Source organism: Listeria booriae (genome assembly GCF_000766865.1).
In the GTDB taxonomy this organism is placed as follows: Bacteria; Bacillota; Bacilli; order Lactobacillales; family Listeriaceae; genus Listeria_A; species Listeria_A booriae.
The window spans coordinates 158,234-177,055 of sequence record NZ_JNFA01000025.1; the positions used below are offsets into that span (position 1 = coordinate 158,234).

General features: G+C 41.1%; 14 protein-coding genes. 9 read left to right on the forward strand and 5 right to left on the reverse strand.

Going from position 1 to position 18,822, the window contains the following annotated elements; all coding sequences use genetic code 11:
- Positions 1-308: 308 nt before the first annotated feature.
- Positions 309-1,013 (forward strand): hypothetical protein, encoded by a 705-nt coding sequence (locus EP57_RS11965; protein ID WP_036087046.1) that lies wholly within the window; start codon positions 309-311, stop codon positions 1,011-1,013.
- 54 nt (positions 1,014-1,067) lie between these two features.
- On the opposite strand, the gene EP57_RS11970 is transcribed toward EP57_RS11965, so the two are convergent.
- The 4 genes from EP57_RS11970 to EP57_RS11985 form a co-directional block, all read right to left on the reverse strand.
- A complete protein-coding gene (locus EP57_RS11970) occupies positions 1,068-1,820 on the reverse strand; it encodes a carbonic anhydrase (RefSeq protein WP_036087048.1) in 753 nt (250 codons plus the stop codon).
- Between the two features lie 321 nt (positions 1,821-2,141).
- Positions 2,142-2,864, reverse strand: coding sequence for a cyclic nucleotide-binding domain-containing protein (locus EP57_RS11975; RefSeq protein WP_036087049.1), 723 nt, complete (start codon positions 2,862-2,864; stop codon positions 2,142-2,144).
- Between the two features lie 321 nt (positions 2,865-3,185).
- Entirely contained in the window at positions 3,186-6,176 is a 2,991-nt protein-coding gene (locus EP57_RS11980) for an Ig-like domain-containing protein (RefSeq protein WP_036087052.1), read from the reverse strand.
- A gap of 371 nt (positions 6,177-6,547) precedes the next feature.
- A complete protein-coding gene (locus tag EP57_RS11985; protein ID WP_036087054.1) occupies positions 6,548-7,432 on the reverse strand; it encodes a helix-turn-helix transcriptional regulator in 885 nt (294 codons plus the stop codon).
- A gap of 135 nt (positions 7,433-7,567) precedes the next feature.
- On the opposite strand from EP57_RS11985, the gene EP57_RS11990 reads away from it, so the two are divergent.
- The 8 genes from EP57_RS11990 (at position 7,568) to EP57_RS12025 (ending at position 18,215) form a co-directional block, all read left to right on the forward strand.
- The gene (locus tag EP57_RS11990; protein ID WP_036087055.1) at positions 7,568-10,813 is read left to right on the forward strand and encodes a DUF5107 domain-containing protein; all 3,246 of its coding nucleotides are present in this window, start codon (positions 7,568-7,570) and stop codon (positions 10,811-10,813) included.
- Between the two features lie 59 nt (positions 10,814-10,872).
- Positions 10,873-11,853 carry an aldose epimerase family protein gene (locus EP57_RS11995; RefSeq protein WP_241480729.1) on the forward strand — a complete coding sequence of 327 codons (981 nt, stop codon included), beginning with the start codon at positions 10,873-10,875 and terminating at the stop codon, positions 11,851-11,853.
- A 137-nt stretch (positions 11,854-11,990) separates the two neighbouring features.
- Entirely contained in the window at positions 11,991-13,259 is a 1,269-nt protein-coding gene (locus EP57_RS12000; protein WP_036087059.1) for an extracellular solute-binding protein, read from the forward strand.
- Between the two features lie 87 nt (positions 13,260-13,346).
- Complete coding sequence (locus EP57_RS12005; RefSeq protein ID WP_036087062.1) at positions 13,347-14,246, forward strand: carbohydrate ABC transporter permease; 900 nt, start codon at positions 13,347-13,349, stop codon at positions 14,244-14,246.
- A 15-nt stretch (positions 14,247-14,261) separates the two neighbouring features.
- Positions 14,262-15,092: a carbohydrate ABC transporter permease gene (locus tag EP57_RS12010; protein ID WP_036087063.1), complete on the forward strand. Its 831-nt coding sequence runs from the start codon at positions 14,262-14,264 to the stop codon at positions 15,090-15,092.
- Positions 15,093-15,107: 15 nt separating this feature from the next.
- Positions 15,108-17,306, forward strand: a complete 2,199-nt coding sequence (locus EP57_RS12015; RefSeq protein ID WP_036087064.1) for an alpha-galactosidase — start codon at positions 15,108-15,110, stop codon at positions 17,304-17,306.
- Between the two features lie 95 nt (positions 17,307-17,401).
- Positions 17,402-17,752 (forward strand): magnetosome magnetite crystal formation protein family, encoded by a 351-nt coding sequence (locus tag EP57_RS12020; RefSeq protein ID WP_036087065.1) that lies wholly within the window; start codon positions 17,402-17,404, stop codon positions 17,750-17,752.
- Between the two features lie 64 nt (positions 17,753-17,816).
- Entirely contained in the window at positions 17,817-18,215 is a 399-nt protein-coding gene (locus EP57_RS12025; protein WP_036087067.1) for a hypothetical protein, read from the forward strand.
- Between the two features lie 46 nt (positions 18,216-18,261).
- On the opposite strand, the gene EP57_RS12030 is transcribed toward EP57_RS12025, so the two are convergent.
- On the reverse strand, positions 18,262-18,762 hold the full coding sequence (locus EP57_RS12030) for a GNAT family N-acetyltransferase (protein ID WP_036087069.1): 501 nt from the start codon (positions 18,760-18,762) through the stop codon (positions 18,262-18,264).
- Positions 18,763-18,822 lie beyond the last annotated feature (60 nt).

The window sequence follows — 18,822 nt, forward strand, 5'->3', positions numbered from 1 at the left end:
ACTTTGGGTTATCTCTATGGTAGCCTATAACAGTTCTGACATTTATCTTGTTGAAACGGAACTTATATTTTCGTTTACACAATATTGGTAAAGATTATATAGAGTGACAAAATAAAAAGATTACCACCGTCCTTCGTGACAACGCTTTCATATTCGTTTTTTTATCATTAGCTTGACGTTAATGCTACTTCCAATATAAAAAAGTTGTTTTTTGTCTACAGATTTTCATAGATAAGTACTATAGAATGTAAGTATGAACAGTGTTAATATTCGTAAGCTTTTTACTGTTAATCGAAGGGAGCGAGACTATGTTGGCTATTTGTGAGTTTTTAACCGCGTCACCAGAATTAGCAAAGGAATATACAAAAAAAATTACCTTTCATGATAACGAAATTATTCATAAATATGATTATGTAAAAAACAACCAATTTATACTAATAGAAAAAGGTGTCGGAAAATTAGAATTTTACAGAAAAAGAAGATGGGAATTTGAAACTTTTATTGCCCAGGATGAATTTGCCGGAATTGAAAATTTGCTCAACTCCCAAAAATATGAGTGCTCTATGAAATATAGAATCGTTGGTGCATCCGAAGGAACTGCTTTTTTAGTCAATAAGAACTTTTTTCTGGATCACATGTATGCGGATCCCACCATTTTCCACACAGTGCTAGAACACATTGCTTTACGCCATGTGTTAACCGCTCATAATTTTCGAGAAAAGAAGTCACCTTTAAAGCAGCGCGTTGCCGACATTCTATTGGAATTTGCAATTATTAATTCTCTCCCAATATTGGATAACCAAGTTAGCTTTCCAGATTATTTTGCTGAGTCTATGTTAGTTAGTGTGCTTCGAGCCCCTTCTCATCACGTTTTCGCTATTTTGGAGTTTCTAGAAGAGCAACAAATAATCAGCAGATTACCTCAATTTATAATTAGAGATTTTGCACGACTCAAACGATTATCTAATCTTCACTTGGCACTCATTGAAAATACTGCTACACCTGCTATCTAATCTATGAAAAAGTCTCTGAAATTGACTATTCTTAACCAACTTCAGAGACTTTTTTTATTCTTCGTGTTTTAAAATCGAGCGACCACTTAAAGGCTGTACTTTGCGGTTATTTCCATCATAGTACTTATTAAAAGTTTCGATTTGCTGCTGTGATACTTCTACTGGTGTTGCCATTACATACCATTCTACATTTTCAGTAAGCGGTGGGGTTGTCAATGAGCCGAGGTAGTGATAGTATGTCCGGTTGTTGGGTAACATGCTTGCTACATCAACGCTTTCTGCTGAAGGACTTTCTTGCCCCTTTTTAATATGCTCTAAGATAGCTTGAAATCCTGGATTTGCTTTTCCTTCTTTAAAGAACACACCAATTACTGCCAAACGCCCTGCTTGTGATTGATTTACAAAATGAACCTCTAGCGGATAATATTCTCCATCTAGCGTATGTTCACTCTTAGCATGAAAATGAAATTGCTTTAATTCGAATTGGCGACCATTAATTTCAGCAATGCCCTCATCATTTACCTGTATACTGTGTCCATTATCGACCTGATTTAGCACTTTATCATTATAGTTTAAATCTAATTTCCCCGCATCTTTCATAGAGGTTGATTTTGTGGTATCGATATTAATTGGTGATTGAAATTTTCCTGATTCTACTTCCCAGTCAGCTTGTTTACCATAGTCCAAATGTTTCTCATGCTCACTCGAGGCTACTTTTTCTTCCTTTTTCGGTTCCGTATCGCCGCCACAACCGGATAAAACAATACCGAAAGCTAGCAAAGCTCCTGATAGTATTAATTTTTTCATAGTTACTCCTTTCTTTTTCATATTTTTATAAATAATGAATTTTTATAAAACAAAATATTTTATCAGCCATTAACCTCCCTATACAATAATTATACATAATATAGACATCGAGGTATGTAGATAAAATCCAAACATATTTGGCTATTTATATGAAAAGATGGCGCTTTCTTAGTTGTTTTTTGTTAATTAGTGCATACTCCTCTTTATGTATTATTATACAAAAAATAAAAATACTAATTTTCCACTTTGCTCAAAAAAACCGCTAAGTTCTCTTAGCGGGCTCGTCATACACTGGCATACTATTTTATTGGCTTTGGCATTTCAATTTGCTTCTTGTAAATCTACTTCTCCAAAGGTATTGTTGCGACATGTTTCAGGGTTAAGATTCGATAGTTTGCCGAGCCTCACGTAATCGATTACTTCAAATTCATGTTCTCTGGTTATTATTTTCTCCTTTTCCAAAAAATTCAATATTGATTGAATATGATGGATTGGAACTTTTAGTGCAGAGGAGATTATTTCTTCTGAAAATGTAAATGGCAACGTCACATGGTTATCTTTGATAGGTACAGAAGCAAACATGATAAATTCTAATACGATATCTGCCAGACGTTGTTTCAACGGCGACTTCTTTTCACGAAAATTATGGGCCGTCATTATTTGGTGTAATGTTACGTTTTCAAGTACTTTATGAAATAAAGCGGGGTTGGCGTACATATGATCTAAGAAAAACTCTCTATCTACCATCAACGCTTCACCATCTGATGCTGCAACAATTCGGTATTTAATGTTCGTACTAAAAAGTCGATTTTTTATTAGGTTCTCTATGCCACCGAATTCATCAATAGAAATGAAAGTATCAAATTCCCAACGCCGTTTTCGATAAATTTCAATTCTAGCGACCCCTTGTCTCATTAGTAAAAAATGATTATTCTTTGACCAATCGTACTGATAAATTATCTCATCCTCACTAAAATGAATTGTTTCTGTATATTCCTGTGCTAATCCTTGGGAAGTTGTTAAAAAGTCGTACACCTCTAACATAATTTTCACTCCTCTTATTAGAACCCCACTCTATCACTTCTCTATTTCACTTTAAACAAGCATTTATTACTTGTATTAGTATACACTTTCTACTTGATACGAACATGTGAATAATATTACAAAATCAATAAAGGACCTTACATTTTTGTAAGGTCTGGCGATATCAAGACTGGAGAATAGCCTTTTCTTATGTTACTAACTTGCACTATCTATCTCCTAGAATGTCACGCTAATTAAACATAAATAAACGACTTGCTAATGTATTTTTTATCAAAACACATAGTAAGTCGTTTATTAATAGGTTGAAAGAATGTATAAGTATTATTTAGCCTGTATAATACCTACTGTTCCATCACTCACCGATCCATTTTCGCCGAAAGCCTTGACCGTAAAGCTATCTCCTACTACTTGAAGTGCTTCAATGCCATTCACATAAATCTTAAATGTCCCATCTTCATTCACTTGTCCATTTTTTAATATTACTCCTGCCTTGTCAAAAATACATATTCTCTTCACTTCTTTACTCACAGTCCCTGTAACATAACTCTGACTTACTCGATACGGATTAACAACTGGTGGTTCCAGACCTTTTACTACTCCAATCACGGGCTCACTTGCTACATTGTTTCCATCCAAAGCGCTAATTTCAAATGTTGCGCCCACTTGTTTTAATTCTGCTCTGTCATTTACATAAATACTATAGCTTCCATCCGATGAAACGGCAGCTACACGGATAGCTACACCATTTACACTCAAGCGCACTCTAGTAGCTCCTGTGGATGCTGTCCCTTTGACATATGCTGAGTTTAAATAGAAGTCATTAACAGTTGGTGCTACAAGACCATGCGCTTCAACCGTTCCTTGAACTGGGCTGCTAATTGCACCACTTGCATTGAAAGCTCTAACTGTAAAACTCTCTCCTGCAACGCGGAAAGATTCTTTATCTTCTACGTAAATCTTAAACGTACGATCGGCATTAATTTGACCATATCGCAATATTTTCCCAGATTTGTCGTATACTGCAATTCTTGTAACTCCTTCGGCTACTAATCCAGTAACATGTGCTTGACCTACTTGATAGCGGTTAAGGGTTGGTTCTAGAACAGACTTCACTTCGCTAGTTGCAATTTCGCTAACTAAGTTATTACTATCTCGCGCCACAATGCTGAATGTCGCTCCTTCTTTTTGGAGTGCAGCTACGTCATTTCCGTAAATGCTATATGAGCCGTTCGCTGCTACATTCACAGATCTAATTTCTTTGTTGTCTACAATTAAAGCAATTTTTACCGCTTCAGCTGGAGCTGTTCCTCGGATGTAGGCGTTACCTATGAAATAATCATTAATGATTGGAGCCGCCAAGCCTTTGATAATTGTTACCTCCACTGCTTCACTCTCGTCACTTGCTTTTGATTGTGTAATCGAGAGCTTGCTGCCTTCTGCTTGTTTTGGAATAGTTATTTCAAACTCCCCGCTGTCGCTTGTTGTTGCTGTACCAATCTCTGTCCCGTTATTCTTCACGCTAATTGTCGACCCAGCGACTCCTTTACCTGTCACTTTTGTACTGTGTGAAGATAGTTTGTTAATTTCTGTTACTTTTTCAATCCCTTTAACTACTGTTGCTTCTACGGGTGCACTTTCATTTTCTGTATTTTGTTGGGTTAACGTTAGCTTTGTTCCTTCCGCTTGTTTCGTGATAGTCGCTATGAAGTCACCACTAGCGTCTACTTGGCCTGTACCAATTTCTGTTCCATTTACTTTGATGCTGATAGTTGCGCCTGCACTGCCTTTTCCAGTTACTTTTGTGCTGTTAGTTGTAACTGTGCCAATGTCGCTTAATTTATCTAATCCTTTGACAGCGGTAAACTCTGTAGAGACACTGCTCAAACCATTTTTAGATTGTGTAATGAGTAATTGTTGCGCATCTAGTGCTTGTTCAATAGTCAGTTCAAATTTGCCATCCTTATCTACAGTTGTTGTAGCTAAATCTTGTACTCTATTTATTGTTGTTTTTAAGTTGATACTAATTGTTGCGCTTGGGCTTCCTTTACCAGTAATTTTGGTTTTTCCATCGGCAACTATAGCTCGAATATCAGTTGGATTTCCTAAATTAATAGCGTATCTAATACTATCTTTATATTGATTGAATGCAAGTGATGCTCGAACTTGAACTGCATTTCCTGCTACTAAAGCTGGAACCGTTGCAGACCACTGCCCTGTTAATGCATCTGCTTTTGTTGTAGCAGCGATGTTTGCTCCACCTGTCCATACTGTAATATCTGCTCCTGGATATGCGGTTCCAGCAACTGTAGTCATTCCATCTGCTAATTCTGATGTTACTTCTGGCGCTTCTTGTCCTACTGTTACGCTTTCTGGTTCACTGACATCCACAACTCCAATATTTTCTTCTTGAGTTACTAATAATCTAGTACCTAATGCTTGTTTTGGAATAGTAACTTCATATTGTCCATTTTCGTCTGCTGTAGCTGTTCCTAGTTCATTTCGATTTCGGTCTTTCACACGGATTTGTGCACCTGCTTTTCCATATCCAGTGATTTTTGTATCGTTGTTTGATACCGCGTTGACTACTGGACTGTCGATTCCCTGTATAACAGATAGAAAGACCCAAGTAGATGAGAGTGTGTTCCCAGCGCGAACCACTGATTGCCTAACAGAAATGCTACTTCTCCTTGGTAGTTGATTTATTGTTGCTTCGTAATGTCCTGTGGCATCTGCTATAACCTTTTCAGAGAAATACTGGCCTCCAGCACCATAGTACGCTACTTCCACAGTTGCTCCTGGAATGGCACCTTCTCCATACACTTTCGTACTGTTCGATGTTACAGGCTTTACTTTGGTTACATCAATGAGTGGTATATTTATCACAATATTCTGTGATTCGTATTGTGAGCCATTTAGTTGGAAAGAAATTCTTAAAGCATCTGATATTTCTAACTCCGTAACGTCTATTGTCCAATTTCCCTCACTATCGGCTGTAGCTGAATGCGTTTCTGCAACTGTTCCTGCATGAAATCTATAGTGCGTTATTGATATAGTCGCTCCTGGTTGAGCTGTCCCCCAGACGCGTGTACTCTTGTAATTAAGACCCTGTGTGTTGGCTGCTGCTTTGGGCTGAATTTCAGCCAAACTAGAAGCTTCTTCGCCTCCAATCAAATTTGGTGTTACAGGTACACTGCTCGCAATTTCAGCTGCAGCTACTTTTTTGTTTCCTGAAAATTCCGTAAAATCTCCTTCGGATATAACAGCTAATCCTGCGGCTAATGATAATGCTGCGATTTGTTTTCTTTTTTTCATAACTTAATTCTCCTTTGAATGAATTTTTTTATTTTGATTAGACAATTCGAGTGACATTTCTGATTATCTACTGTGTTTTCCAGTTTATTTACTACCAATCCCTTTCTTTAAGAATACAACTTATCCCTATACTTTACTTAACCAGAATTATTTCTCTTCTGTATTTCATTTCTAGTTGCTTACATCCTAATTATACGTAAGATTGTGGCATTAGTATGTAGATAAATTTAATACATTCTTTTTTTTAATCCGCCTAAGAGAACGCTTACATTGATTTTTTTATTTTTATAGGCTAGTGGCTGTACATGAAAACTTCTTTCGCTCAGAGTTAAGTGTGTAATGATTTCTGGGCGAAAGCAATTTTTCCCTTATTATTTCGACTCCTGCTTGAAAGTCTCTTCTTCCATCTGAGCTCGGTAAACTTTTGGTGAGAGGCCTGTGTATTTCTTGAATAGTCTTGAAAAATAATACGCGTCTTCATAGCCGACTTTTTTGGCGATTTCGTAGATTTTTAGGTCGGTCATTTTCATGTATTTGCATGCTTGGTCGATTTTTAGGTGGATAAGGAATTCGATGGGTGATTGTTGGGTGTATTTTTTGAAAATGGTGCTTAGGTAGCTTTGGGATATTTTTAAGTGGTGCGCGAGTTGTTTTAGTGTGAGTTCTTGGTTGATGTTTTCGTTCATGTAGCGGATGCATTTGGATAAGTATTGATTTTGTTTGTCGAAGGAAACTTTGTCTTCTAATAAGTAGGTTTCGGCGAGAATGAGGGATAGGAGTTTGGAAATGACGATGAAATGGTGTTGGCTGAATTCTTTTTCTGAGATTTGGAGTAGGTTGATGAAATGGGTTTGGAGTAAATGCTTTTTTTCTGGGGAGGAAATGGTGATTTTGTCGTCGCCAAATAAATCCATCATGTCGCTTACAAAATGAATCCAGATGATGGACCATGGGTTTTCGGATAAGGCGTAGTATCGGTGCGGTGTTTTGGCGGGAATGCAAAAAATTTCGCCGGCGTTTAGTTGGATAATTTTATTGTGTAGTAGTTCGATGACGCCGCTTCCTTCCATACAATAGATAAAAATATTTTCATCGATGCCTTCCATTCGTTCGCGATAGTGGTATTTGGCGGATGGGTATAGGCCTAGTTCGGTTATGTAGGTGCCGTTGATCAGTGGGTGTTTGGTGTAATCGATTTCATTTTTGATTGGTAGGGCAATGTATTTCTCGTCTTTGAAGCCATCTTTTTTCTTCATTTGGCACGCCTCGCTTTCTTTTTTATTATATCAAATAAAGTAAAATAGTCCATCAATGACATAATTTTCGCTATGTTTAATCGCCTGGATTCGCTGTATTCTTGAATTATTACATGTGGATTGGAGTGTTGAATAATGAAAACAGTGCGTGTCTGGGAAGAGGAAATTGTGATCCCAACGTATGAGGCTTTGGCGCCTGATAAGAACCCGCTCTTTTTTGAAAAACGGGTGTATCAAGGAAGTAGCGGCAAGGTGTATCCGCTTCCTGTGACGGAGAAAATTGCGGATGATAAGGTGGACAAGACGTATAAGGCGGTTTATTTGGAAAATGAATATTTGAAAGTGATGCTTTTACCGGAGCTTGGTGGACGGATTCAGCGGGCGACGGATAAGACGAATAATTATGATTTTGTCTATTATAATCATGTGATTAAGCCTGCGCTTGTTGGGCTCGCGGGGCCTTGGATTTCTGGGGGCATTGAGTTTAACTGGCCGCAACATCATCGTCCTAGTACGTTTATGCCGGTGGAGTACACGATTGTTGCGAATGAGGACGGGAGTAAGACGGTTTGGACGAGCGAGATTGATCAGATGTATGGCTCGAGGGGGTCGGCTGGTTTTACGCTTTATCCGGACAAGGCCTATATTGAAATCACGGGGAAAGTGTATAATCGGACGGATATTCCGCAGACGTTTCTTTGGTGGGCGAATCCGGCGGTGCCTGTGAATGATCACACGATATCGGTTTTTCCGCCGGATGTGCATGCTGTGATGGATCACGGGAAGCGGGCGGTTTCTAGTTTTCCGATTGCGACGGGGACGTATTATAAGTTTGATTATTCGGAAGGTGTGGATATTTCGATGTATAAGAATATCCAAGTTCCGACGTCGTACATGGCGCATCACTCGGATTATGATTTTATCGGGAATTATGATGAGCAAAAGCAAGCGGGACTCCTACATATCGCGGATCATCATGTGTCACCTGGTAAGAAGCAGTGGACTTGGGGGAACGGCGATTTTGGACGGGCTTGGGATCGGAATTTGACGGATGATGACGGGCCTTATATTGAATTGATGACGGGAGTTTTCACGGATAATCAGCCGGACTTTACTTGGTTAAAACCGTATGAGGAGAAGACTTTTCAGCAGTATTTCATGCCTTATAAAGGCGTTGGTCGGGTTAAAAATGCGACGGTGGATGCTTCGGTGAATTTGGAGAGTGACGGGAAATCAACGACGCTTACGATTTATGCTTCTGCGGTTTTTATAGGGGCCCAAATTACGTTAACTGCGGGTCAAAAAACGATTTTTGCGGATAGTGTAGACCTTTCGCCTGATTTGTTTTATCATAAGGTTCTGGACGTTGCGGGCGATGATTTGACTGTCCGTGTTTGTGATGCGAATGGGCAGTTGTTGGTGAATTATGCGCTGAAGGAAGAGGAATTGCAGCCATTGCCGGAGCCTGCGGAAGCGCTTGTGTCACCTACTGACATGAAGACGACGGAGGAATTGTTCTTGGCAGCGCTGCACATTGAGCAATATCGCCATGCGACGCTTGATGCGGAACAATATTATTTGGAAGGTTTAAGACGTGATGCGAAGGATATTCGGTTGAACAATGGGTACGGGATGTTCTTGTATCGTCGTGGTTTGTTTGCGCAAGCTAGAGATTATTTCCAGAACGCAGTGGACACGCTGACTTGGAAAAGTCCGAATCCTTATTACGGCGAACCGCTTTTCAATCTTGGTTTGGCTTATGTGAAGCTCGGTGATGATGAGAAGGCGTATGATGCGTTTTATAAGGCGACTTGGAATGATGATACGCAAGCCGCGGCGTTTTATCAGTTGGCTTGTATTGCGAGTCGTAGAGCGGATTGGGATGGTGCGTTGGCTTTTGTTCAACGGGCGATTGTGAAGAATCAGCATCATTTGAAGGCGCGCGTGCTTGAGGTTTATATTTCGAGACGGATGAATTTGGCTGTGACTCCACTTGTAGCGGCTAACTTGGGCATTGATGCGCTTGATTTAGGGAGTTTGTTTGAAGCGGCAAAATTGGATGTAGCGGCAAAACCTGCTTGGCAATCGGCAATGCGTGATTCCTTGAATAATTATTTGGAGTTGGCGCTTGATTATGCGTCGTTTGGAGATCGGCAGTCAGCGATGGAAATTTTGCAAGAATGTCCTGTTGCGAGTCCTTTGAAATATTATTACTTGGCTTATATGGCGCCAAAACATGCGGATCAGTTAGCTTGGATTGAGGAGGCGGAGAAGGCTTCGCCAGACTATTGCTTCCCGAATAAATTGGATGAAATTTTGATTTTGCAACGAGTTATTGCGCTTTGTCCTGATGCGAGTTTTGCGAAATATTATCTTGGTAATTTATATTATGACAAGCGACAATATGTGGATGCGGTGGCGCTTTGGGAAAGTAGTGCGACGCTTAATCCAGATTTCCCAACGGTTCATCGGAACTTGGCGTTTGCTTATTATAATAAACAGCATGACGCGATGAAGGCGCTTCAAAGTATTGAGAAAGCTTGTGCGCTTGACCCTGATGATGGGCGACTGCTCTTAGAACGCGATCAGCTGGCAGCAAGTCAGAGCACGTCGGTTTCGGATCGGTTGACGGCATTGCAAGATAATATGGTGACTACAAAAACACGTGACGATTTATTTATTACGTATATTTCGCTTCTGAATACGCGTGGTGACTATGAAATAGCGCTTGATCTATTGCTAAATCGGAAGTTTCACCCGTGGGAAGGCGGCGAAGGTAAGGTTAGCGGACAGTATTTGTATGCGTTAATTGAACTTGCAAAACAAAAAATTGACTCGGCACCGCAAGAGGCCGTTGCATTGTTAGAACGGACTTTTGCGTATCCCGATAACTTGGGTGAAGGAAAATTGGCGAATGTTCGCGATACGATTAGCTATTATTATTTAGCGCAAGCATATGCAAAACTTGGGCAGGAAGAACAAGCCGCCTCCTCGTTCTTGCAAGCAACGCAAGGAAAGTTCGAACCTGAAAGTGTGTTGTATTATAATGATCAGCCAGCGGATACGATTTTGTATCAAGGTTGGGCTCATGGGGCGTTAGGTAATGCAGCGGCGGCGAAGTCTTGTTTCCATAAGCTCGTGAGTTATGGCGAGAAGCATTTATTTGATACGGTTGCTTATGATTATTTCGCGGTTTCAATGCCGAATACGGTTGTTTTTGATGATGATATTCAGTTAAATAACACGATTTACTGCCAGTATTTGATGGCGCTTGGCAATATTGGGCTCGGGAATACTGAAAAAGCACGTGAGTTATTGGAAGGGATTTTAGTCATTCGACCAGATCACCAAGGCGCGATTAGACATCTATCATTTTGTTAAATCAATGAGGAATGGCGTTAGTTCGCCTTCCTCTTTTTGAAAGGAGAATTTCATTGAAAGTGTATCAGTTGGAAAATACTAACGGGATTTCTATGCGTTTTATGAATTATGGTGCGACGGTTATCGCGATTGAAACACCTGATTCTCGCGGGGAGATGGATAATATTATTTTGAGTTTGCCGACACCGCACGATTATACGAAAGAAAAAACCTATCTTGGTGCGACTATCGGGCGTGTTGCTGGGCGTATCCGCGTCGGCGAATGGACTTTTCCACTTGAAAAAAATGAGGGCGACAATCATTGCCATGGCGGTACAATCGGATTTGAATCTCGTTTCTGGGACGGCGAGCCTTTTCAAGAAGAAACGCGTGTTGGTGTTCGTTTTACGTATCATAGCCCTGCTTTTGAAAATGGCTATCCAGGGAATTTAACGGCGACGGTTTGTCATAGTTTGGACCATGAGAACAATTGGCGCACCACGTACACAGCCACAACGGATGCCACCACTTTGTTTAATCCGACAAATCATGTGTATTTTAATTTAGCTGGGAGTAAGGAAAATACGATTCACAATCACACGCTCACAATTCAAAGTGATGCGTACCTCCCTTTAACCGCTGAAAATTTACCAACTGGCGAAATCAAAAATGTCCAAAACACCCCGTTTGATTTGCGAACTGCGACACCGTTACAGGCTGTCCTTGCAAGTAACCATCGCGATATTCAGCAGTCACAAGGACTAAATCACCCTTTCATCCTGAACAACCAACAACATTCCGCCGCAACGCTCACGCATCCGGACACAGGTCGACAAATCAGCATCATAACAACAGCTCCAGCGGTTATCGCCTATACGGGCAACCATTTCAATCAAGACTTCACCCTGTCCACGGGTCAAAAAGTAACCAAGTACGCTGGAATCGCCTTAGAAACCCAACAACTTCCCGATGCGATTCATCATCCTAACTTCGGAAATATTATTTTGCAACCAGATCAGCCCTTTTATTCCGAAACAACGTATCAATTTAGCCTAAAGTAGAAAATAATCCATCTTTCTAGCAACATAATCTATTTGAAAAAAACGGCTATTTACCTATAATTAGCTTATCAAATAGCTATTTAACACCGAATAAGTAAGCGCTTTCCAAAAATAGGAGTAGAGAGGACGAATAATCAATGAAAACACGCAGAACAAGAATTTTAGCCATTTTTTTCACTATCCTTTTAGCAGTTGGGCTGGCAGGTTGCGGATCTTCTGGATCTGATAAAGCCTCGTCATCAGGAAAAAACGAGATTACTCTAGCACTTTGGGATGCTAACCAGAAACCCGCCATGGAAGAAATGTCAAAAGCATTCATGAAAGAAAATCCTGATATTAAAGTCAATGTCGAGCTAACACCATGGGATCAATACTGGACAAAATTACAAGCAGCGGCAACTGGCGGGAATATGGCAGACGTTTTCTGGATGTCGCCAGAACAAATTTTCACATATGCACAAGGTGACGCGTTGCTTGATCTGAATGACAAGATTAAAGCGGACAAGTTCGACATGACGAAATATCCTGAGAACTTAGTGGACGCGCTAAAAGTAGACGATAAACAACTGGCAATTCCGAAAGATAATAGTACCGTTGCGCTTTGGTATAACAAAGATTTGTTTGACAAAGCTGGGGTTTCTTATCCTGATGACACGTGGACTTGGGATACTTGGATGGATGCCGCGAAGAAACTGACTGACAAAAAGGCTGGGGTTTACGGTATGCTAGCGCCGAATAATGGGCAGAATTTCATTTACAATTTGATTTATCAAAACGGTTCTGATTTCTTCACTGAAGATGGCAAGAAGAGCCTTTATGATTCACCAAAAACGATCGAAGCTGTCGAATACGGTACTGAATTTATCAAAAAAGGCTACTCCCCTTCTATCGCCGACTTTAGTAACACAACGCCAGACCAATATTTCGAATCTGGTAAAGCCGCGATGGTTACTGCAGGTTCTTGGATGAACAGTGAATATTTATCCATTGACGGACTAAATGTTGGTGTTGCGCCAATGCCGAAGAAAGCAGATCATGGCACGATTTCAGCAGGTATGGGCTATTCGATCGCAGCCAAAACAAAAAATCCAGATGCTGCTTGGAAATTCGTGCAGTACATGGGCGGTAAAGATGCCAACCTCATTCAATCAAAATCTGGTGCAGCAATTTCTGCTTATGATGGCACGCAACAACCATATGTCGATAAATTCCCAACGATTGACGCACAAGTATTTGTGGATGCTGCGAAATACGGCCATTCGTCTTACATGGTTCCGAGTCGTGCGGACTGGTTAAGCATGGAAGAAGACATGATGATTAACATTTTCTCCGGCCAAATCAGCGCCAAGAAAGGCTGTACCGAACTAGCGAAACAAATCAACGACGTCATCGCTAACCAAAAATAAGTTTTTCAAAGACGCTTGGAGTTCTTATTTTTAGGACTCTGAGCGTTGTATATTTGGGAAACTACATATCAAAGGGAGTGAAGCTTGATGAAAGAAACATCTTTGAAATCGTGGCAACGAAATAAGCAAATCTGGGCTTTTATTTTCATTGCTCCGACTTTGCTACTCATATTAATTTTAAATGTCTGGCCGATTGTTCAAACATTGTATTACAGCTTCAACACGATTAAAGGGCTTGGCGAACCCGTCTGGAATGGCATTGCTAACTACACAACGGCTTTCCATGACAAAGAACTTGGGCGCGCGCTCATCAACACGATGATTTTCACCGTTGTTACCGTTCCTGTTGGCACCTTCTTATCGCTACTCACAGCCGTCCTACTCAACTCCAAAATTAAAGCAAAATCCTTTTTCCGGGTCGTGTATTTCATTCCGGTCATTTCGGCGCCTGTCGCGGTTTCGATGGTTTGGAAATGGCTTTATAACTCGGAATATGGGCTGATTAACTATTTGTTATCGTTGATTGGTATTAACGGACCTGACTGGCTTGGTGACCCTAAATTTGCGCTGACGTCGATTATGATTGTCGGCATTTGGTCACTCGTTGGTTACAATATGGTTATTTTGTTAGGCGGATTGCAAGATATTCCAAAAACTTTTTATGAAGCGGCGGAAATGGATGGCGCTGGACCTGTGAAGCAATTTTTCACGATTACGATTCCGCTTCTTTCTCCGACTTTGTTTTTCGTTGTTATTACGACGTTTATCGGTGCGCTTCAAGTGTTTGATTACATTTTGATGATGATTAGTCGTTACAGTCCTTCAATTAAGTCGACCGAATCGATTGTATATCTTTTTTACCAATACACGTTTGCGAATAATAATAAGGGCTACGGCGCGACAATCGCTATTATTCTGCTCGTGATTATTCTCGTCATCACGATGATTCAAATGAAACTACAGAAAAAATGGGTGCACTACAAATAAGGAGGGGCAAAAATCATGCCTAAAAAAAGAATTGCAACGAGTCATATTTTCATTTATATACTACTCGGAATCGGCGCCATCGTTATGATTGTCCCGTTTCTATGGAGTATTTTAACGTCCTTTAAAACATTATCGGAGTCGCTCGAATTTCCACCGAAATTATTCCCAGCAGACTGGAGCTTCAAAAACTATACCGATGTTTGGCACGCTTTGCCGTTCCCGTATTTCTTTTGGAATACCTTTGTGATGATTGCCGTTCGGGTCGTTGTCTCCACTGCACTATGCGCGCTCGCTGGTTTTGCTTTTGCGCGAATTCGCTTTAAAGGCAGTAATATTTTGTTCTTGTTAGTCTTGTTGCCGATGATGATTCCTGGGCAAGTGTATATTTTACCGCAATATTTGCTCGTATCGGATATGGGGCTTGTAAACACGGTCACCGCGCTTATTATTCCGGGGATTGCCAGTGCATTTGGGACATTTTTGATGCGCCAGTTCTTCATGAGCGTTCCCGACGAACTCGAAGAAGCCGCCACACTCGATGGCTGTAATACCGTACAAATTTTCTTCAAAATCATGCTACCTCTTGCAAAAGCACCACTGACATCGCTCGCCATTTTCACGTCTTTATTCGCTTGGAAAGATTTGATGTGGCCACTGATTGTCAACATGTCACCTGAAAAAATGCCGCTATCATCTGGTTTGGCGTTACTACAAGGACAATACACAACGAACTATCCGCAACTCATGGCGGGATCTGTCATCGCAACGATTCCGATGGTGATTCTGTTCATCATTTTCCAAAAGAAATTCGTACAAGGGGTCGCTTCTACAGGGTCCAAAAATTAAAAAGGAGGCGCAGCAATGCCGATTATTTTTCACGAAGAAACAGGGCAATTTCATTTATTTAATGATGATGTAAGTTATGTGATGGAGCTTAAGGAGCAGTTCTTGGTTCATGTTTATTGGGGTGAGCGGATTCGGAGTTTCACGCAGTCGGATACGTATCCGAAGAAAGATCGTTCGTCTTTCTCGCCAAACCCTTATCGTACAAATGATGCGACTTTTTCGCTAGATAATGCGTTACAAGAGTTTCCTGGATTTGATTCGGGGGATTACCGGGAGCCAGCGTTTGAAATGACGCATCCGGATGGGACGAAGGCGACGCAATTTAAATACGCTAGTCATACGATTTATAGTGGGAAGAAGCGTTTGGAAGGCTTGCCAGCGACGTATGTTTTGGAGGACGATGAGGCCCAAACACTGGAAATCACACTTGCAGACGATATTCGCGGAATCCGAGCGACGCTAAGCTATACGATTTATCGGGATCGTTCTGCCATCACAAAATCCGTGCAATACCAAAACACGTCGGAACACACGATTCAATTAAACCGCGCGCTCTCTAGTTGTGTTGACTTTGATGATGCCGCATTCGACTTGCTTCAACTCCCAGGTGCATGGGCACGCGAAAAACAAATTGTGAAAACACCACTCGCGATGGGCATCCATGTTTTAGACAGCAAACGCGGCGCCAGCAGTACCCATCAACAACCATTCATCGCCCTTCTTCGCAAAAATACGACCGAGCATCATGGTGATGTGTACGGCTTCCATTTTGTGTATAGTGGCAGTTTTACGATTCGTACGGAGGTAGATACGTTTTCGCAGACGCGCGTCTTGGTTGGCATAAATCCACATAATTTTGGCTGGCAACTGGAGCCGAATGCCATTTTCCAAACGCCGGAAGTTGTATTAGTGTATGCTAAAAATGGCTTGAATGACATGTCGCACACGTTCCATTCGCTGTATACCGAACGATTGGCGCGCGGCGAACATCAATTGCAGGAGCGTCCTGTTTTAATTAATAACTGGGAAAGTACTTACTTCCAATTCGACGAGCAGAAATTATTGAATTTAGCAGACGGGGCTAAAGCGCTTGGTGCAGAGCTTTTCGTATTGGATGATGGCTGGTTTGAAGCGCGGAATGATGATACTACGTCACTTGGAGATTGGATTGTGGATCGCAAGAAATTACCGTCAGGACTCGTCAGCCTCTCTTCTCAAATTCACGAACGTGGCTTGAAATTCGGTTTATGGTTCGAACCGGAAATGATTTCAGAGCAAAGCCAACTTTTCAAAGCGCATCCGGATTGGCATATTCATGTGGATGGCTACCCTACTTCGCTTGGGCGTAACCAGCTCGTGCTTGATTTTAGCCGTCAGGAAGTGCGGGCAGAAATTGTTCGCCAAATGACAGAAATCCTTGATGCGGTGCCGATTGATTACATTAAGTGGGACATGAATCGCAATATGACGGAGATTGGCTCGCGTGGCCTGACACCGCAACAACAAATGGAACTCCCACATCGCTACATGCTCGGCTTATACGAAGTAATCGACTATTTAACCGAACGCTATCCCCATATTCTTTTTGAAAACTGTTCTGGTGGTGGCGGGCGCTTTGATCCAGGTATGGCTTACTATATGCCGCAAAGCTGGGCCAGCGATAACACGGATGCCATCGAACGTATCAAAATTCAATATGGTACTAGTTTGATTTTCCCGCCAGTGATGATTTGTGCGCAATTATCGGAAAGTCCGAACCATCAAGTTGGACGCATCACGCCGCTACAAACCCGCGCAGATGTTGCTATGAGCGCGAATTTTGGTATCATGCTCGATTTAAATAAAGAAAGTCAGGAAACATTGGACGCTGTACAACAAGACATCGCTTGGTATAAAAAACACCGCCAGCTCATCCAATTTGGGCGCTTTTCACGACTGATTAGCCCTTACGAAAGCAATTTTGCGGGTTGGAGTTTCACTGCGCCTAATCAAGAAGAGTCCCTCGTTTTCTTTTTCAAAATTCTTGGTGCGGCATCGGAACCTTTCTTGCGCTTGCAGTTGCGTGATTTAAATCCGGAGTATACGTACGCAATCGGTGACACAACCTATTCTGGCGAGGAATTAATGAAATTCGGACTTTACTTAAACCCAGACATCTCAGGCGATTTCCAAAGCAAAGTCCTCCACCTTAAACGCGTGGTTACAAAAATGTAATGATAACAAGCGATTTTGTCACCCAATTCCATGGCTAGCGAGTGCTATTCTGTCATATACTTAGGACAACAAGTTACGAAAGGATGTTGTTCATTATGAAAGATCAAAAAATATTAAATGCACTTAGCTACTTCAGCCTATTTTTCGCACCGATTATCGTACCGGTTGCTATATGGATATTCAGCGCTACAGAAATTACGAAACACCATGCAAAAGTCGCTTTATTTACACATATTCTCCCTACTATCGGTGGTTTCGCATCCTTGTTCCTCGTGAGTTTCGTTGGCGTTAGCACAAACAGTTCGAATGTGACTGGTATTGTTGGACTTGGCTTGATTGTTGCTATCGGCATTATGATTGTTGTCTTAGCGATTTTCAACATTATCCGTGGTATTCAAGCCCTTGTCGCCAAAGATGATGACCCGCTTTTTAATACATTTGACTAAACCAAGATGCGAAACCTTCCCATTTTTATGATATAATATGTGTGGAAATGGGGGGAAATGCATCATGCGTTTTATCTTTGCTTATTTAACTGTATTTATATTTGGTATTCTAGCAGTAATCGGGATGGAAGCAATTATGTACAGTGAAATGACGTATCAGCTCGTGTTTGCAGCGATTCTCTTTGCAGCACCGCTCATACTTGTTGGTACTACAGTAGCCGAAATGTTCTATGGTTTCAGTCAAAATGCGACCGCCAAACGTTTCATTCTTTGGGGATTCGTTTTTGGTGTTGTTGCCACAGTCGTGATTACGAGCATTTTACAGCTTGTTAGCACGCTCATGATTATCATGATTTCATTGCTCGGCGGCCTTATTAGCGCGTTTCTTTCATGGGTCTTCTTCGTCATCCGAGGCGGCCATAAAGAAAGCGGAAAAGCAGCAACTAAAACATCCACAAAATAATAAAACGCTCAAAATCAGATTTCCCGATTTTGAGCGTTTTTATTATTTATTCCTCTTCTTCCACATGTTGAATCAACTGCAAACGCACAGTTTCAAGCTTATGCCCATAAAAGTCTTCCTCGAACTTATCCCACTCGACAAATCCGCGTGCTTTATAAAAAGCCAGTGCATTCGTATTTTCCTTCTCCACATTGACGAATAGTGGCAACGGCAACGCGAACAATTTAATACCTTCATCCAAAAGTTGCGTACCATAGCCTTTATGCTTCATACCTGGCACCAAATAAAAGGCCGCCAGTTCACTTTTTCGTTTTTCTAGCTCGATAAAATTTGCAAAGCCAATCACATCATTATCTTGCTCCAACACCGCGAATGGCGTCGCTGAAACACGCGTTTTTAACGTCTCCAAATTATAAAACATTTCCAAAAAACGATCCTGTACTTCACGCGGAATGATTTTTTCATATGTGTCATGCCAAGATTTTGTAGCGATGCTTTGAATAGCTTCAATATCGTCTAGCGTTCCTTTTCTAATTTGAACTGTCATCTGTGATTTCCCCTTTCATCCTTGTAGGTTACCACTTAGTATACCCTATTTGGATGCATT

What these genes read in the sequence shown, in the direction of transcription:
- EP57_RS11965 (WP_036087046.1), top strand. Translation starts at nt 309, where the DNA reads ATGTTGGCTATTTGTGAGTTTTTAACCGCGTCACCAGAATTAGCAAAG.
- EP57_RS11970 (WP_036087048.1), bottom strand. Translation starts at nt 1,820, where the DNA reads ATGAAAAAATTAATACTATCAGGAGCTTTGCTAGCTTTCGGTATTGTT.
- EP57_RS11975 (WP_036087049.1), bottom strand. Translation starts at nt 2,864, where the DNA reads ATGTTAGAGGTGTACGACTTTTTAACAACTTCCCAAGGATTAGCACAG.
- EP57_RS11980 (WP_036087052.1), bottom strand. Translation starts at nt 6,176, where the DNA reads ATGAAAAAAAGAAAACAAATCGCAGCATTATCATTAGCCGCAGGATTA.
- EP57_RS11985 (WP_036087054.1), bottom strand. Translation starts at nt 7,432, where the DNA reads ATGAAGAAAAAAGATGGCTTCAAAGACGAGAAATACATTGCCCTACCA.
- EP57_RS11990 (WP_036087055.1), top strand. Translation starts at nt 7,568, where the DNA reads ATGAAAACAGTGCGTGTCTGGGAAGAGGAAATTGTGATCCCAACGTAT.
- EP57_RS12000 (WP_036087059.1), top strand. Translation starts at nt 11,991, where the DNA reads ATGAAAACACGCAGAACAAGAATTTTAGCCATTTTTTTCACTATCCTT.
- EP57_RS12005 (WP_036087062.1), top strand. Translation starts at nt 13,347, where the DNA reads ATGAAAGAAACATCTTTGAAATCGTGGCAACGAAATAAGCAAATCTGG.
- EP57_RS12010 (WP_036087063.1), top strand. Translation starts at nt 14,262, where the DNA reads ATGCCTAAAAAAAGAATTGCAACGAGTCATATTTTCATTTATATACTA.
- EP57_RS12015 (WP_036087064.1), top strand. Translation starts at nt 15,108, where the DNA reads ATGCCGATTATTTTTCACGAAGAAACAGGGCAATTTCATTTATTTAAT.
- EP57_RS12020 (WP_036087065.1), top strand. Translation starts at nt 17,402, where the DNA reads ATGAAAGATCAAAAAATATTAAATGCACTTAGCTACTTCAGCCTATTT.
- EP57_RS12025 (WP_036087067.1), top strand. Translation starts at nt 17,817, where the DNA reads ATGCGTTTTATCTTTGCTTATTTAACTGTATTTATATTTGGTATTCTA.
- EP57_RS12030 (WP_036087069.1), bottom strand. Translation starts at nt 18,762, where the DNA reads ATGACAGTTCAAATTAGAAAAGGAACGCTAGACGATATTGAAGCTATT.